This window comes from Ureaplasma urealyticum serovar 8 str. ATCC 27618, from assembly GCF_000169535.1.
GTDB classification, from domain to species: Bacteria; Bacillota_I; Bacilli_A; order Mycoplasmatales; family Mycoplasmoidaceae; genus Ureaplasma; species Ureaplasma urealyticum.
On record NZ_AAYN02000002.1, the window covers coordinates 190563 to 207719 of the forward strand.

Sequence of the window (17157 nt, forward strand, 5' to 3'; positions counted from 1 at the left end):
TATATAAAGAGTAAATATTTTGTGTAATTAAAAATATTTTAAAAAATATTGCTTTTTGAATTTGTCTGTTGTATAATAATATGGTACATTGGAAGTATAGCTCAGTTGGTTAGAGCACACCCCTGATAAGGGTGAGGTCGGTGGTTCGAGCCCACTTATTTCCACCATTTGGGGACGTAGCTCAATTGATAGAGCACCTGATTTGCACTCAGGAGGTCGTGGGTTTGACCCCCATCGTCTCCACCATTATAATTATAAAAACCAAACCAAAAAGGCTTGGTTTTTTTCTTGTCTTAAATAAGATTAAAAAACCCATAATTAATAATTATAGGTTTTTTGGTTTTATTTTTTATTTACTACATTATCTAATTCAATAAAATTTTTAATAATATCTCTTCCTTTATAATCTATTCCAACAATTTGTTTAGCAATTGCTGTAGCTACTTTTATAGCAGATTCTTTTGTCTTTTTAATTTTTTCATCACCAGCTTGTTTATTATCATTAAAGTCGATTGGATTTTTTTCTAGATCAATTGGAAAATCAGCATTAACATTGAATTGTTTATTTAAATATGGTAATAATTGTTGGTTAAAGGCGATATTAGCCATGTGATACTTAGCATTCTTATTTAATTCTTTTACGAAAGAAACAACCGATGAATTTATTAATTGTGATTTTTTAATTTCAACAACTGAAATTTTTGTTTTATCTGTTGGTGCAGCAAGATTGTTTTCTACTTTTTGATCTTTACTATATTCGTAAAAAGTTAAACGTAAAATTGTTGGATCAGATATATCAATTAATTTATTAGTATTAGTATCTAACTTTTTAAATGCAATATTTTTTAGTTTTTCAGATATATCAAAACCCAATCCAACTGAAAATTTAGCTTCTATTTTATCACTAGAATTTTTAATATCATTGGTTGATAGATGTCGAAATGAAATATGATTTTGTTCGATATTATTAACATTATCATTATTTAATGCAACATTTGCAATTTTAACATTAGTTAATTTAACATCATAATTTACATTATCTTTATTCATTTTATCTTTTAAATCAATTTCTAAACCATTAGGATTTAATAATTGATTCTTTGTTAATGATTTATGAACTACTTGTAAACTACTATCTTTTTTAATTTCAATATCAAATGTTAATACAGGTTGATTGTCTTGAAAAGAATTTAATATGCTAAAATCTTGTAATTTAATATTAATTTTTTTATTGGCCTTATTAATGATTGTATTTAATTTTGCTTGTTTAATATATTGGTTTAATAATTCTTGTTGGTCTTCTTGTTTTAAATCAAATTTAATTTTATTATTATTTAGAGTAAATTTTGATATTTTATAGTTAATATTAGATACTAAACCATTTAATTTACCTGTAAGAATCTTTTTATTTGCATCAAATACCAATTCAGTAGCACTAATAGCAGAAGCACCATCATTAACACTATCTTTAACTTCTAAAACAAAATCTTTCTTATTAGGATCTGCTAATTCAAATTTACTAAATGCAACTTCAATAATAGCAGTGCCGTTTTGAATTTTATTAATTGTTATTTTATTTGCAACGACCTCATCCTTTTTAGTAGATGCTGGTGTTGATGGGTTTTCTGGTGTTGATGTAGATTTTTGACTAGGAACTTGTTCAAAAGCTACTGTTTGATAATTCAAATTATCGTTTATATTAATTTCAATATATATATATATATATATAGAAGTGAAGTAGTTAACTCGATAAAATGATAAATTTATACGATATTTTTTGACAATAATCAAATAAAATTGTAAAATAAATTAGTAAATGTGCTAATGCATTTACAATTTTTGTGTGTCTTAAAATAAATTATACAAATAAAATTGTTTTATGTACAATATACAATGTTTTTTTAAATTTTGACAATTAGAATGATTTAAATAACAAAAATTAATCTATCAGGAGATTATATATAAATGAAATTATTAAAAAACAAAAAATTTTGAGCAATGTCATTAGGTGCTATTGCAATTAGTACAAGTATTGTTGCGTTTGCAGCTTCTTGTTCAAATTCAAATATTAAATCTAAGTTAAGTAAACAATTAGCACAAACAAAAGATGGAAAAAATTATTTTGCTGTTTATGAAATTGAAAATTATACTAAACTAACAGATGAAGAAAAGAAATCATTAGAAAATCTTGAGTTTGGTGTTTCTGTTTTAGATAAAGATGGTAAAAATCCAGTAAATATTAAAGTTAAAGGAGTTCAAAAAGACGGTAAGGTTTACGTTAAATTACCACGTAAACCTGAAGTAAATGAAAAATTACTTGTTGTACCAACTAAAAATATTTTAAAAACAGAAGCATTAGTTTTAAATAACGATAATTTGAATTATCAAACAGTAGCTTTTGAACAAGTTCCTAGTCAAAAATCAGAACCAAAAGAAGAAAAGCAAACTAAAGCTGTTGATTATGAAAAAGCAATTAAAGATGAAGATTATGTAAAACAAATTACATTATCTAATTTAGAAAAATATATTAGTAATGAGTATCAATATTTAAATCCAAATAATAAAACACTAGATTATAAGAATCATAATTTTGTTCAAAAATTTTTAGATGAAATTGATGTTTTAGCGCAAAAATTAGAAAGCAACGACCTTAATTTAGAAGATAAACAAATTTATGAAAAGATTATTTTAGGATTGCGTTGATTACTAGCAGAAGATAATAATGAAACTAAAAATAAAGCCTTAGCATTATTTAAAGATTACTTTACAACAATCATGAAAGCAACCAAAGTAAATGATAAAGTTCATTATGATCCAATTTTTATTAATGAATTTTATGGCTCAATGAGTAATTTGTTTGAAGAGCATAACTTAGAGCCATCAGTAGAAATTGAATCTAATAAAATTCGTATTATTAAAGAAGATAAGGATGTAATAAAAGACAAAACAGTTACTGCAACATTTAATTTATACAATGGTTTTGACTGACCAACATTATTAAAAGATGTTGTATTTAAAGAATATAAGAAAGATAGTGAAGGTAAAGTTGAATTAAAAGATGGCAAACCAGTTGAAACTGATAAAATAATTGAAGACCCTGTAGTAATGCGTTTACAAATTGCAGAATATCCAAAAGATTGAAAAACAAGTGAAAAAGATCCACAAAATTATTCATATGTTGATTTTAAAAAATCAGAAGTTTTAAAATCACCAAAACTAGTGTTTACCAAGGTGTTTAATTTAGATAAAGAACAAAAATATCATGTTAAAAATGTAATGTTTAGTCATAAATTGATTCCTAATTTATTAAAAGCATTTAATATTGAAAATAAAGGCAATAATACTCAAAACGAATTAAGTGCTAAAATTAAATCAAATTTAACTCTAGTTGATGAAAAAACACAAACAAATTTAAATACAAATTACATTCCTTTATCACTTACAGAAACAAATAATAAAAAATAATTAATATAAAAACTCTAGTTGGTATCTTTAAAATAGCACTAGAGTTTTTTATATTAACTTAAAATTAAATTTTTCATTTTAGCTTCATCAATAAGTTTTTTAATAAAATATTCAACAGCAATCATAGCACGGACATCATTTTCGCAATAAATACGAGCGTCATGTACAAATTGTTCTCATTCTAGATCAGTAATTGTATTGAAAAAACGCTTTGTTGTTTTTGTTTGACAAACCAAACCATTACCCACACTTAGTTCTTTGTAGTTTAAACAATTAACATCGTGATAAATTTGTGGAAATTCTTTTTCAATAATTGGTAAGACTTTTTTAATTGAATAAAAACCTTTTAATTCAGGAATTACAATTAATTGCTTTCCCATTGAAACTATAAAAAAATCAGCTAAATCATACATGTTTTTAATTATTTCGCTAACCTTTAATTCATATATTTCTTCATTAATGAATTCAGCCATTTCTTTAAGACGTGAAGCTTCAAAAGACTTGTTGTATACAATATAGGAATATTCTAATCCGTGGTGAATTTTATCAATAATTGCTTTAAACCATTCATTATTAATTTCACGTGGATCAATAATCATATTAGTGCATTTTAAATTTTTAATATCACAACTTCCATCATCAATAATAATAGAATTTTGTGTAACAGTTTGGGTAAAAGGAAACGAATTATCAACAGCGCGAATTGCTGAATTAATTGATTCAAAATCAAAATAAACCTTTTTTGATTTCAATTTAGCAAATAAATCAACAGCAGCTTGATATATCTTTATTCGATTATTTTTATATAAATTAAAAAAGGTTTGATTAGCATATGTTTTTAAAATATCAATCCCTAATATATCTTTAGTAACATTATTTAAACCAAATTTTTTAATTGTTAAAATTTTTCCACTATATTTAATAACATCATATCCCATATAAGCGTATAAATTTCTTAACTCTAATCAAAAATCATTATCTTTATAATCACCTTTGTCATTATATGATGGAATAAAATTTGTTGGAATTCTTTGTTCAATAGGTAAGTTTAATAAGGTTTGTTTATGAGCTAATAATTCGTTAATTACATCATCAAAATCATTATGTAACTTTTCAACACTTTTAACAACTTCATCCATGGTTTTATTAAAACGTACATCATCTTTTAAATCTTCAGTTTTATAATCATAGATTTTTTTTGCTTCTTTATAATCATCGATACTACTATAAGTACCATCAATTAAATCATCTAATAAAATTCCTTTGCAAATTTCATAAGCATCAATATCTTCGTAGTATTTTTTGTTTTCATCTTTTTTTAAATAAATTGCTTCACCACGTTTACGTTTACGTTTTAGTTCATTAATTTCAAATTTATTAAATTCATTGGCTGCAGTTGGTGGAAGTGTTAGTACAACACTTTTTTGATAGTTATAAAAAGGCGAAATTGTAAAACTCACTTGATTCTTTTTTAGTTTTACATAATCAACAATACACATCTTATAACTTACACATTTATTTACAAAATAAGGATGTTTTGAAATAACTTGCGCTTGATAAAAAATATCAAGAAGATGATGTTTTTTAATTGAACTTGTTCCCTTTGTCTCAATAACGATAAATTCTTCGTTTTCTTTAATGAAACAGTCAGGCTTTGTGATTAATTGATTATTAATAAAAACAGGTTGAAATAAGATAATTTCACCATTTTTATCAAGTAATTCTAAAGTTAAATCAGCAAGTTCTTCTAATGATTTATTTTTATATAAAGCATCGGCTTCAAAGTTAATAATTTTTGTAATGTTAGGATAAGTTTTTTTAATATCTTCCTGTGAAGCTTGGTCTAAAATAATCCCTTCTGCAATTTTAGGATTATCTTTATCAATGTTTTTATTGATTTCTAATTGTAAAATAAAATCAGTTTGTTCTTTATAGATCTCATAAGCATCAATTTCAATATCATGATCTTCTTCATCATCCAAATCTTCAAAATCATAAGAACTAACATCTTTTAACATTAAATCTAATTTTGCTTTAATTTCAGCATTTGTAAAAAATCACATTGCTTTTTGTTTTGTGTAATAACCAATGTAATCATATTTAGTAATGTATTTACTTGTACGCATCAATAACCTCATTTTCAAATCATTAATTAAAAATAATTATATAAAAAAAATAATGCCCACGTGATGAACATTATTTAAATTAATTTTTTATTTCTTTTCGTTTAAAACGTATTCTAATTCTCAAACAACACCATTTTCTACGTTAGTGTGTTTTGTAATGTGACGTGCTAACAATTTAGCAGGACGTGTTCCATTTTTCATAGCAAAACCATATCCAGCGTTATTTAACATTGTTAAATCGTTTTCGCCATCTCCAAAAGCAATACAACGTTCTAATGGAATACCATAGTATGAAGATAAGTATTTCATAGCCATTGCCTTATCAGCAAATGATGAATTAACTTCAATAACTTCGAATTTATCATCAATTCGAGCTGATCAACTACGAACAGCTAAAGTAGGGGCAATTTGTTTGATATGATAAACCATAGAATCAAACAAGGCTTTATCATTTACATTTAATAAAAGGGCATTGGCATCTTTAATGAGGTTGTTAATGTCATTGTTAGTTTGATTTAGTATATTATTTTTTTCGTTCATATCACGAATGGGCACGTGAAAAATATCGATAAATGATTTTCAAATATTTAAATCCATATTACTATTCAAAACAGTTGCAACATTATCGGCTTCAACAACAGCATTAACAATATTTTTAGCAATAAAACGATTTTTTAAAATTGCACTCACAATGTTTTTACTAAATGTCATATTAACTGGTGTAAATTTTTTATCAGATGGATTTGAAATGTATGACCCATTATAATTAGCCATCAACGTGTTTAAACCCAATTTTTCATAGATATGAATTGAACCACGTAAAGGTCGGCCTGTAACAATGCAAAAAATGTGGCCTTGATCAATAATTTTTTTAATACCATCAATTGTTTTTTGTGAGATATCACTTTCATTATTTAAAAGTGTTCCATCTAAATCACAAGCAATCAAATATTTATCGTTTTTTCCCATTAATTTTTACCTCATTATATACCCATTATTTTAGTTGCATTTGTTTTAAGACAAGTTGCACATTTTGGTTTGCAACATCATTAGCTCGCTCGCAACTATTGTCTATCATTATATCTAATTCTGGGCTATTTAATCAATAAGAAATTTTTTGTTGTAGGTTTTCAAGAAAATCAGCAACAATATTAGCTAGATCATTTTTAAAAACGCCATAATTTTGTTGATTATATTTTGTTTCAATTTCTGCAAAAGTTAAATTAGTTAAACAAGCATATATTGTAATTAAATTACTTACACTTGGTTGTTGTTCAACATCATATTTAACTTGGTTTAAGTTATCTGTTAAAGCGCCTTTAATTTTTTTAATAATTTGTTCACGTGAATCATTTAAAAAAATAACGCCCTTTGGATTTTTTGAGGATTTTGACATCTTAACGCTTGGATCTAATAAATCCATAATTTTTGCGCCAATTTTTGGAATATAAACTTGAGGTAATTTAAAAGTTTGTCCATATCTTTTATTAAAGCGATCAGCTAGCGTTCTTGTTAATTCTAAATGTTGTTTTTGATCTTGACCAACAGGAACAACATCAGCATTAAAAGCTAAAATATCAGCAGCCATTAATGCTGGGTATGTTAGTAATCCTGAAGGAATCATTTCAGTGTTGTTAGCCATTTTTGTAGCTTTAGCACTTTTATCTTTAAATTGAGTCATACGTGTAAGTTCACCAATACTTGTTGAACATAGTAGTATATGTGATAATAATGGAATTGCTAAAATATCTGATTGATAAAATAAACATGTTTTTTTAGGATCAATACCTGCAGCTAAATATGTAGCTATAATTTGACGCTTAGTAGCAAAAAAGTTAGTATTATCAAAAATGTTTGGTGTTAGTGAATGAAGGTCTGCAACAAACAAAAACACTTCATAATCATTTTGTAAATCTACAAAATTTTTAATTGCTCCTAAATAATTTCCTAATGTTAAATTATTTGTTGGTTGAATCCCTGAAATTAATCGTTTCATACGTTCTCTCTTTTATTATTAAATTGTTTTTTGTAATTAAGCATTTAAAATTAATGTTTTTTTTGTATACTTATTTATTATATAAGTAAATTTAGAATTGTAAGAAGATAAAAGTATAAGGGAATATGATCTACGTTTTATATAGTCCCAATTGTGCGGTGTGCAAAAAGGTTGTTAGATTTTTTCGAAATAACCAAATTGAAATCACTAAAATTATTATCGGTGAAGATAAAATTGAGCGTTCCATGCTAATTGATATTCTATCACTTTGTGAAGATGGTTTTGGAACGATTATTTCTTTTAAAACTGAATCTTCAAAGCGATTAAATATCACATCAAAGACCTTTTTAGATTTATCAACAAAAGAATTATTAAATTTAATTCAAGAAGATTTGAATTTAATTCGTCGGCCATTAATTTATCAAACAAAAAATAATAAACCATATCGTTTACAAATTGGTTATGATTCAGAAGAAATTGAAATTTTTAAGCGAGTTGTTCATGAAGGACGTTAAACCAGTTTATTTTTATGATATTTATTGTTTTAATCCAAATAAATGCACAGAAGATAAAGGTGTTTTGTTATTAGAAACTAAACTAAAAGAATATCAAAAGGTAACATTTTTAAGAAGTGAGCAAAAGCCACAAATTGTTTTTTTATTAGGTGGGGATGGTTCATTTATTAATTTTGTTAACCAACAATGAAAACAAAATTGAAAAATTGTTGGCATTAATTATGGTCAATTAGGTTTTTATAGTTCTTATGATGGAATTAATACAATTAATATAGATGAAATTGTTGATGAAAGCATGTATGCTAATGCTTTTTTAATCGAAGTTAATATTAATAATGAAAACAAATTTTATTGCTTAAATGAATTAAGTATTTTTTCTAATGAATTAGCAAGCTGTGATATTAGTATAAACAATACTTTTTATGAAAAATTTCGTGGATCTGGTTTATTATTTGCAACACCAAGTGGTTCAACTGGTAAAAATAAAGTTGCTCATGGTCCAATTATTTTTAATAATCAACCATGTTTTAGTATGTTAGAAATTTTTCCTGTTAATCATTTAAAATATTCAAGTTTAAATGCTCCTGTAGTTTTTGGAAAAGATTATCAAATTAGTTTGACAAATATTAAATTTAAAAGAACTTTAAATCTTGTTGTTGATGGAAATAATATTAACTTTAATAATAAAATTGATTTTATTGAAGTAAAATTAATCCAAGCCTCATTACAAATTCATGGCTTAAATAATTACAAAAAGTATATTGAAAGATTAAGAAGATCGTTTATTAAAGAAGAATAGGTTAAAAATGAAAAATTTAAACACTAAACAAAAATCATTAATCATTTTTTTAAGTATTATTACTCTTGGAATTTTTGCTATTTACTTTTTTTCAAAAGCTAAAAAAACATCACAAATTAAAAATACACATTTAACAACATCATCAAAAATTCCTTTTAGTTTAACAGCATTTTATGATTGCGTTGGTTCAAAAGATAATTTAGCAAACGTTGATGCTACAATTAATACACTAAAAATTGAATTGAAAGAAGCTAGTTTATTAAATAATGAAGAATTAAAGCATTTAGGCGCAAAAGGAATTATGCGTAATCAAACAAAAATCTCTATTATTTTTGGTGATTTTTGTTTAGAACTTAAAGAATTAATTAAAAAAGATTTACTTTCATAGTATACTATATAGTTAATTTATACATAATAATGCAATATGTGCAAATTCATTATTATGTTTACAAATTATTAATTAAAGGACATTTAAGAAAAATATGTTAATTAAGCCCGCCAAGCGTAGCGAAAAAATTTATACAATTATTTCCATTAAAGATAGCGTTGTCACTTTAAAAAACGATTATCAAGATGAAAAAGAAATTGAAATCTACGAGTTTGATTTACAAAATATTATCCCTGAAATTGGTAAATTTATTAATTTAATTAAATATGATCAACAAGGGTGTTCAGTATTTGAAGAATATGATCAAAACGCATAATTTATTTATGATATTTTCCATTATTTAAAATACTAAGTGCTCGATATATTTGTTCACAAACCATGACTTTTGCTAAACCATGTGCGAAAGTCATTTTTGACAATGATAAGTGATAGTTAGCACGTTCATAAATTTTTTCATGCAATCCATTAGAACCACCAATTACAAAGCAAATATTAGGATATGATGCATTTAATCAATTTTGTAAATTTTCAGCTAACATTTCACTACTAATAATTTTGCCTTCAATAATTAAAGCAATTACAAAATCATTTTGATTAATGTTTTTTAGAATTCTATTAGCTTCTTTATCTTTAATTTGTTCTAATAATTTAGTTGAAATTTGGGTTGGCTCAGGCTCATCATTAACAACAATTTCTTGACATTTTAAATAATAGTTAATTCGTTTTAAATAATCATTAACTAAATTAACAAAACCAGTTTGTTTTAATTTACCTACACTTATAATTTTTATTATCATCTTTAATAAACAACCCATTTTTTGATTATAATCTATTTAAGATTATAAGGGAGAATGGTTAAAATGAAATACATTATTGCTAATTTTAAAATGAATGCAACCGAAGAATTAATTAATCATTTTTTAAACAACTTGATATCATTTGATGAACAAAAATTAACGATTGGTTTAGCACCAGGCGATTTATATTTAAAAACATTTGTTGATTTATCGCAAACTAAAAAAGTTAAATTATATGCTCAAAATCCATCAGCTTATTCTAAAGGACCTTATACTGGTCAAATAAGTTGTTTACAATTATTAGATTCTAATATCAAAAATACTTTAGTTGGTCATAGTGAGATTCGTATTGATTGCTCGCAATCAATAATTGATCAAAAAACAAAAATTTGCATGGATTTATTAGATCAAGTAATTATTTGTATTGGTGAACCACTCGATGTTTATGAACAAAAAAAATCCCTTAGTTTCGTTTTAAGTCAATTAGCTAATGTTATTAACTATAAGGGATTGAAAAAAATTATTATTGCTTATGAACCAATTTGAGCAATTGGTACTAATTTAACACTTGATTTAAAACATATTAATCACATGATAGAAGGCATTAAAACATATTTATACAATTGTACTGGATTAAATATTCCTATTTTATATGGGGGTAGTGTTAATGCTAATAATATTAAAGAATTGTGTACACAAAAACTAATTGATGGATTTTTAATTGGTAATGCTTCATTAGATGTTAATAATTTTAATCAAATTATTAATGCTTGCAAATAATAAAATTTAGTTAAATAAGTGGATTTGTATATGAGTTTAAATAAAAAATTAGCTTTGATAATTATTGATGGATTAGGAATTGGTAAAAAAGATGATACAAACGCAGTTTATTTAGCTAATCCTAAAACATTAAACTATTTAATTAAAAATTATCCTACACTTGAAATTAGTGCTGCACAGCAACCAATTGGTTTACTTGAAAACCAAGCAGGAAATAGTGAAATTGGTCATTTAACAATTGGAGCAGGTCGTATCATTTTAAATGATAATGCTAATATTAATAGTTATACTAAACGTCTTGATTATGAAAGTTTAGTTCTAAATGATATTAATAATGAAATTGTTCATGTTGTAGGGATGTATTCAAATGGTTTAGTTCATAGCAATTATGAACACATTCATTGAATTATTAAAGAATTAGTTAAAAACAACAATCAAGTTGTTTTACATTTAATTTCTGATGGTCGTGATGATTATCCTTATGGTTTTGCTCAATTCATTGAACAAATCAATGCCTTAAAAACACAATATAATGTCATTATAAAAAGTTTGAGTGGACGTTATTTTGCAATGGATCGTGACCAACGATGAGAACGTACGCAAAAAGCGTTTAATACGATGTTTATTAAACAAGACAAAATTTGTGAGCAAAGTTTATTAGAAGTTGCACAATCAATTGCAAATCATTATGAAAGTGATGAGTTTGTTGAACCTATTGTTTTTAATAATGATGAAAAATATAATTTAAAACCATATCAAAAAGTGATTTTAACCAACTATCGTTCAGATCGCATGCGCCAATTAGCGCATTTACTTAAACCAAACCGAAAATTTAATTACCACAATCCTTTTTTAATTAAAGATATTCATTTAATTACTTTAGTGCCATTTCCTGATGTTGATGCTATAACCTTATTTGAAAAACAAAATTTAAATAATACATTAGGCGATGTTTTAAATGATCATCACATAAAACAAGCACGAGTTGCTGAAACAGAAAAATATGGACATATTTCTTTTTTCTTTGATGGCGGGATTAATAAACATTATGCATCAAAAACGCAATATTTAATTCCTTCACAAAAAGTTGCTACTTATGATTTATGTCCACAAATGTCAGCTAGTTTGATTACAAAAACTATTATTGATCACTATTTTGATCACGATGTCTTTATTGTTAATTATGCTAATCCTGATATGGTTGGTCATAGTGGGAACATGAAACAAACAATTCAAGCTATTTTAAGTGTTGATAGTGAAATTCAAAAATTATATGATTTTTTTAAAAAAAACAATGGTGTATTAATGATTACAGGTGATCATGGTAATGCTGAAACTATGATTGATGCTAATGGACAAATAATTACTTCTCATAGTATTAATGATGTTTGATTTATTATTACTGATAACAATATAGTTTTTGATCAAACTCAAAAATTTAGTTTAGCAAATATTGCTCCAACAATTTTAGAATATTTAAATATTAAAAAACCAATAGAAATGGCAGCTTCTAGCATGATAAAAAAGATTCATAAATAGTTTTATGTTATTATAATAATTTGGTATATCAAGGAGTTTTATATGGAAAAAAAAGCTAAAATTTATACTTGTTCGCACATCCTTTTAATTATTTTTAGCTTAGTTTGTTTACATTGATTTTTTATTTTAGCAATTACAACTCCACACCAAATCGGTTTTTTAATTAATAAAGTTGATCAATGAACTAATGCATCAAGCACTTATATTTATAAAATTGATTCGCAATCATTATTGTATTTAAATCAAACTTTAAATTTTAATGTAACCTTAAATGCAAGCGGGATATCTAGCATTGTTTTATTTATTTGTTATCTTTTTACATTTACATTTAATTTAAGTATGATTGGTGTTATGCGTGCATGAAAATTGAGTTTATTACACTTAATAGTTGCTTGATTAATTTTATTTGTTGTTTTATACTTGTTTATCATTATTATGATTACGCCAAACTTTAATCAAATTATTAATAATAGCTATTATGCATGATTAAAAGCAAGTGTTCTTAATAATCAAACACTAAATCCAACTCAAAAAGTTAAAATCTTAAATACTTATATTAATTACTATCACTTACCAGTAATTAATGATCCACAAGTTAGTTTACTAGATATTAGTAAACACCAAATTAATAATGAAAATTTAACTTTCAATCCTTCATATAATTACAATAGTGATCTTTATTTTACAAAAGCAAAATTAATTTATTTCACCTATACAATTGCTGGAATTATATTTATTATTAGTTTTGTTTATTATCTAAGTGAAGTTATTAAATTATGTTTAACGGTTAATGATAATTGAAAAATTAAACCACGCCAACGTAAAGATGGTTTAAACATAAGAAAAAGAAAAACTAAACAAGAAATCGTCGCTCCAGATCCAAGTTTAGAAGAAATTTTTAAAGAATTAGATTTATAAAAAATATTAATGGCATTTATTTAATTATTTGTCTTAATATTTTTTTAATTTTTAACATAAAATTAATGTATGAGTTTTTAGAAATTAAATAAGGTTTTATAAATAAGGAATTAAATATATGAAAATAGTTGATTTATTAGCCTATCAAGTTCTTGATTCGCGTGGTCAGCCAACAGTGGCTGTTAAATTATTTCTAGAAAATGATCAAAGTGTAGTTGCAATGGTACCATCTGGAGCTTCAACAGGGACAAAAGAAGCACTAGAATTACGTGATGGTGATGCAAATTATTTTTTTAGTAAGTCAGTTAAATTAGCAATTCAAAATGTTAATAATATTATTCGTCCTCACTTACTTAATAAAAATGTCTTGAATTTTTTTGAATTAGATAATTTATTAATTAATTTAGATGGAACTGAAAATAAGACAAAACTAGGTGCTAATGCTTTATTAGGGGTATCTATTGTAATTGTTAAGGGTGGTGCAGTTGCTGCTTCTAAACCATTATATCAATACATTAAAGAAGATTTAATGCACAACTATGATGAACACTATTATGCACCAATTCCATTAATGAATTTTATTAATGGAGGAGCACATGCTGATAATAATTTAGATATTCAAGAATTTATGATTGTTCCATTAAATGCAATCTCGTTCTCGCAAGCAATCCAAACAGGATCTGAAATTTTTCATGAATTAGCTAAAATTTTAAAAGCTAATCATTTAAATACAGCGAAAGGTGATGAAGGTGGCTTTGCACCAATGTTAAATGATAATTATGCAGCTTTAGAATTATTAGTTCGTGCCATTAAAAAAGCACATTATTTTCCTTCAAAAAAACAAGGAGTTTGTCTCGCTTTAGATGTAGCATCTAGTGAATTGTATGAAAACGAAAAATATGTTTTTAAAAAAGCACTATCACACAACACTAATCTTGAACAAACTTCATTTAGTAGTGATGAATGAGCAAAATATTGAAGTGATTTAGCATCGCAATTCCCAATTATTTCAATTGAAGATTGTTTTGATGAAAATGATTGAAATGGTTTTTCATTATTTTTAAAAAACAATCCACACATTCAATCAGTGGGCGATGATTTATATTGCACAAATTTAAAATATTTACAAAAGGGAATTAATTTTAAAGCTACAAATGCTATTTTAATTAAACCTAACCAAATTGGAACAATTAGTGAAACATTAGATGTTATTAAATATGCACAAGAAAATAATATTAACACTATTATTTCACATCGTTCTGGGGAAACCGAAGATACTTTTATTGCTGATTTTGCAATAGGTGTGGGCGCTGGACAAATTAAAACAGGTTCATTATCACGTTCTGAACGAATTGCAAAATATAATCGTATTTTAGAAATTGAACAAGAATTAAAGGATAAATTAGTTTATGAGCCAAACAAGTTTTTTAAATTCAACTAAAAATATTTTAATTATTACTTCAGGTGGTGATGCACCAGGAATGAATGCTTCTTTAGTTTCTTTAATTCATGAATTAATGGATAGTAATTTCAATGTTTTTGTAGGAATTGAAGGACTATTAGGATTGTATAATAATTTAATTGAACCAATTAAAAATAAACATATCTTTGATGTTTATTTTAAAGAACAAGGAACAATTATTAAAACAAGTCGTTTTATTAAATTAAATGTTAATGATGAAAAAACACAAGTAATTAAAAAGAATTTATTAGAACATAACATACACAAGATCATTATTTTAGGTGGTCAAGGAAGTATGCAAGCAGGTTTGGTACTAACAGATTTAGGTTTTGAAGTTTATGGTATATTACATACAATTGATAATGATTTTAACCAAACACAAATGTGTATTGGTGCATCAAGTGCTGCACATTTTAATCAACAATTACTAACATGTTTAAATTACACAGCAAAAGCTCATAATGCTTTTAGTTTAGTTGAAATTATGGGCCATCAATGTCCATGATTAGTTAATAATAGTATTGGACAACTAAAACCAATCTTAACTTTAACTAATCAGGATCCAAAATATAGTGTTGATCAAGTGATTGATTTAGTTAAAACTAAAATAACTTTAGCTAAAGAATATGATCCATTAATTATTGTTCAAGAATTAATTTATGATCAACAATGATATGAAGCATTAAAAAAAGCCTTTGCTCAAAAATTACATCAAACCTTACGAGTGACAATTTTAAATTATTTACAACGAGGAGCTCCAGTAATTGATTTTGATCTACAATTAGCAAAAGATAGTGCTAGTGTATTAGTTGATTTTATTATTAATAAAAACGAAATTGAAAATACAAGTAATATGTATGTAGTTGTTAATAAAAATGACATTAAACCACAAGTTATTAAATTTAATGATTAGGGGGAAAATTAATGTTTTCAAAAACACGCATTATTGCAACAGTTGGTCCTGCAACAACAAAATCGTTTTCTAATTGAGCAGAGTTTAATGATTTAAAAAATCAAAATGAAGCACAACAAGTTAATTCACATATTAAAAACTTAATTTTAAATGGTGTTAATATTTTTCGTATGAATTTAAGTCATGGCGAACAAGAAATTCATATTTTTCGTTCACAATTAATTAAAGAAATTGCTCATGATTTAAAAATTAAAGTCGAAATTTTATTTGATACAAAAGGACCTGAAATTCGTGTTTGTCAAATGAGCGAAGATAATTTCATTGCTAAAGATAGTGAAGTTATAATACATTGTCAAAAACAAATTATAGGTAAACGTAATGAATTTAGTGTTATTGATGCTAGCAAAAAATATAATATGATCAACGATGTTAAAGCTAATGATCGAATTTTAGTGGACGATGGCAAACTAATTTTAGTTGTTAAAAAAATTGATTCTTCAAAAAATATTATTTATACAATTGCTAAAAATAATCATGTACTAAAAACAAATAAACGTTTAAATTTACCTGATAGCAATTATAGTTTGCCTTTTTTATCAAAAAAAGATATAGATGATATTAATTTAGCAGCTAATTTAAAAATCCCTTATCTAGCATTATCTTTTGTTTCTAATGTTAAACAAATTAATGAAGTTAAAGCACTTTTAAAAGATCAATCATTTACTCCTAAATTAATTGCAAAAATTGAAACACAAGAAGCCATTGATAATTTAGAAGAAATTATTAAAAACACTAATGGAGTTATGGTTGCACGTGGTGATTTAGGTTTAGAAGTACCTTTTTATAAGATTCCTATTTATCAAAATAAAATCGTTGAATTATGTCATAAATACAATAAATATTGTATTATAGCAACACAAATGTTAGATTCATTAGAACGTAATCTTCTTCCAACACGCGCTGAAGTCACTGATGTATATTATGCTGTTAATCAAAAAGTAAATGCAACAATGTTATCTGGTGAAACAGCAGCCGGAATTGATCCTATTAACGCTGTTAGTGTAATGCAATCAATTATTTTAGAAACAGAAAACAATGATATTAAACAAGAAATAGAATTTGCAAGTGTCAAATTATTAATTCCAAATGAAATTAAATCAAAAATATTAGATTTTCACAATTTAAAAACAAATCTTCATAAATTATTAGTTGTTAATTTAGTTGATAAAAATTATGAACAAACAATTTATGACTTATTAAAATGTAATTTTAATTTTAGTATTTTATTTGTCGTTAACGAAGATCGAAACCATGATTTGTTATTAAAAAATACTAATTTTATCGTTAGCCAAAACAAAATATCAAATCAAAAAGAATTGCTAGAATTTCTTGATTTTGATTTTAAAAAATATGAGCTTTTATTTGTTTTTATTTAAAATAAAAATAATTTTATTATTAA

The 17157-nt window shown here is 25.1% G+C and carries 16 protein-coding genes and 2 tRNA genes; 13 read left to right on the forward strand and 5 right to left on the reverse strand.

Annotation, left to right across the window (positions count from 1 at the left end; genetic code table 4):
- The first annotated feature begins 90 nt into the window (after positions 1–90).
- Both UUR8_RS00810 and UUR8_RS00815 read left to right on the forward strand, forming a co-directional pair.
- Positions 91–167, forward strand: a tRNA-Ile gene (locus UUR8_RS00810).
- Positions 168–170: 3 nt separating this feature from the next.
- Positions 171–246 (forward strand) — tRNA-Ala (locus UUR8_RS00815).
- Positions 247–342: 96 nt separating this feature from the next.
- On the opposite strand, the gene UUR8_RS00820 is transcribed toward UUR8_RS00815, so the two are convergent.
- Positions 343–1686: a DUF1410 domain-containing protein gene (locus UUR8_RS00820; RefSeq protein WP_004026221.1), complete on the reverse strand. Its 1344-nt coding sequence runs from the start codon at positions 1684–1686 to the stop codon at positions 343–345.
- A 279-nt stretch (positions 1687–1965) separates the two neighbouring features.
- Here UUR8_RS00820 and UUR8_RS00825 point away from each other — a divergent pair, with 279 nt between their 5' ends.
- Entirely contained in the window at positions 1966–3465 is a 1500-nt protein-coding gene (locus tag UUR8_RS00825) for an MBA family surface membrane protein (protein ID WP_004026079.1), read from the forward strand.
- A 53-nt stretch (positions 3466–3518) separates the two neighbouring features.
- On the opposite strand, the gene UUR8_RS00830 is transcribed toward UUR8_RS00825, so the two are convergent.
- The 3 genes from UUR8_RS00830 to trpS all read right to left on the reverse strand — a co-directional run bounded on the left by UUR8_RS00830 (position 3519) and on the right by trpS (position 7587).
- Positions 3519–5591: a DUF2779 domain-containing protein gene (locus UUR8_RS00830; protein WP_004025973.1), complete on the reverse strand. Its 2073-nt coding sequence runs from the start codon at positions 5589–5591 to the stop codon at positions 3519–3521.
- An 87-nt stretch (positions 5592–5678) separates the two neighbouring features.
- Entirely contained in the window at positions 5679–6560 is an 882-nt protein-coding gene (locus UUR8_RS00835; protein WP_004025938.1) for a Cof-type HAD-IIB family hydrolase, read from the reverse strand.
- 25 nt (positions 6561–6585) lie between these two features.
- A complete protein-coding gene (trpS, locus tag UUR8_RS00840) occupies positions 6586–7587 on the reverse strand; it encodes a tryptophan--tRNA ligase (protein ID WP_004025822.1) in 1002 nt (333 codons plus the stop codon).
- 125 nt (positions 7588–7712) lie between these two features.
- Here trpS and UUR8_RS00845 point away from each other — a divergent pair, with 125 nt between their 5' ends.
- From UUR8_RS00845 to UUR8_RS00860, 4 genes are all read left to right on the forward strand, one after another.
- Positions 7713–8102 (forward strand): Spx/MgsR family RNA polymerase-binding regulatory protein, encoded by a 390-nt coding sequence (locus UUR8_RS00845; protein WP_004025691.1) that lies wholly within the window; start codon positions 7713–7715, stop codon positions 8100–8102.
- The gene (locus UUR8_RS00850; RefSeq protein ID WP_004025577.1) at positions 8089–8901 is read left to right on the forward strand and encodes a diacylglycerol kinase catalytic domain-containing protein; all 813 of its coding nucleotides are present in this window, start codon (positions 8089–8091) and stop codon (positions 8899–8901) included. Before UUR8_RS00845 ends, UUR8_RS00850 begins: the two co-directional genes overlap by 14 nt.
- A 7-nt stretch (positions 8902–8908) precedes the next feature.
- Positions 8909–9289 (forward strand): DUF4234 domain-containing protein, encoded by a 381-nt coding sequence (locus UUR8_RS00855; RefSeq protein ID WP_004026170.1) that lies wholly within the window; start codon positions 8909–8911, stop codon positions 9287–9289.
- Between the two features lie 94 nt (positions 9290–9383).
- Complete coding sequence (locus UUR8_RS00860; protein ID WP_004026104.1) at positions 9384–9605, forward strand: hypothetical protein; 222 nt, start codon at positions 9384–9386, stop codon at positions 9603–9605.
- Between the two features lies 1 nt (position 9606).
- Here UUR8_RS00860 and rlmH read toward each other — a convergent pair whose 3' ends face one another.
- The gene (gene rlmH / locus UUR8_RS00865) at positions 9607–10086 is read right to left on the reverse strand and encodes a 23S rRNA (pseudouridine(1915)-N(3))-methyltransferase RlmH (protein ID WP_004025892.1); all 480 of its coding nucleotides are present in this window, start codon (positions 10084–10086) and stop codon (positions 9607–9609) included.
- 63 nt (positions 10087–10149) lie between these two features.
- Here rlmH and UUR8_RS00870 point away from each other — a divergent pair, with 63 nt between their 5' ends.
- The 6 genes from UUR8_RS00870 to pyk all read left to right on the forward strand — a co-directional run bounded on the left by UUR8_RS00870 (position 10150) and on the right by pyk (position 17134).
- A complete protein-coding gene (locus tag UUR8_RS00870; RefSeq protein ID WP_004027413.1) occupies positions 10150–10866 on the forward strand; it encodes a triose-phosphate isomerase in 717 nt (238 codons plus the stop codon).
- 30 nt (positions 10867–10896) lie between these two features.
- Entirely contained in the window at positions 10897–12405 is a 1509-nt protein-coding gene (gene gpmI / locus UUR8_RS00875; protein WP_004025622.1) for a 2,3-bisphosphoglycerate-independent phosphoglycerate mutase, read from the forward strand.
- Positions 12406–12447: 42 nt separating this feature from the next.
- Positions 12448–13323: a hypothetical protein gene (locus UUR8_RS00880; protein ID WP_004025633.1), complete on the forward strand. Its 876-nt coding sequence runs from the start codon at positions 12448–12450 to the stop codon at positions 13321–13323.
- A gap of 118 nt (positions 13324–13441) precedes the next feature.
- The gene (gene eno, locus UUR8_RS00885; protein ID WP_004025800.1) at positions 13442–14764 is read left to right on the forward strand and encodes a phosphopyruvate hydratase; all 1323 of its coding nucleotides are present in this window, start codon (positions 13442–13444) and stop codon (positions 14762–14764) included.
- The gene (locus tag UUR8_RS00890; RefSeq protein WP_004025669.1) at positions 14733–15698 is read left to right on the forward strand and encodes a 6-phosphofructokinase; all 966 of its coding nucleotides are present in this window, start codon (positions 14733–14735) and stop codon (positions 15696–15698) included. The genes eno and UUR8_RS00890 overlap by 32 nt, the downstream gene beginning before the upstream one ends.
- An 11-nt stretch (positions 15699–15709) precedes the next feature.
- Positions 15710–17134: a pyruvate kinase gene (pyk, locus tag UUR8_RS00895; RefSeq protein ID WP_004025999.1), complete on the forward strand. Its 1425-nt coding sequence runs from the start codon at positions 15710–15712 to the stop codon at positions 17132–17134.
- Positions 17135–17157 lie beyond the last annotated feature (23 nt).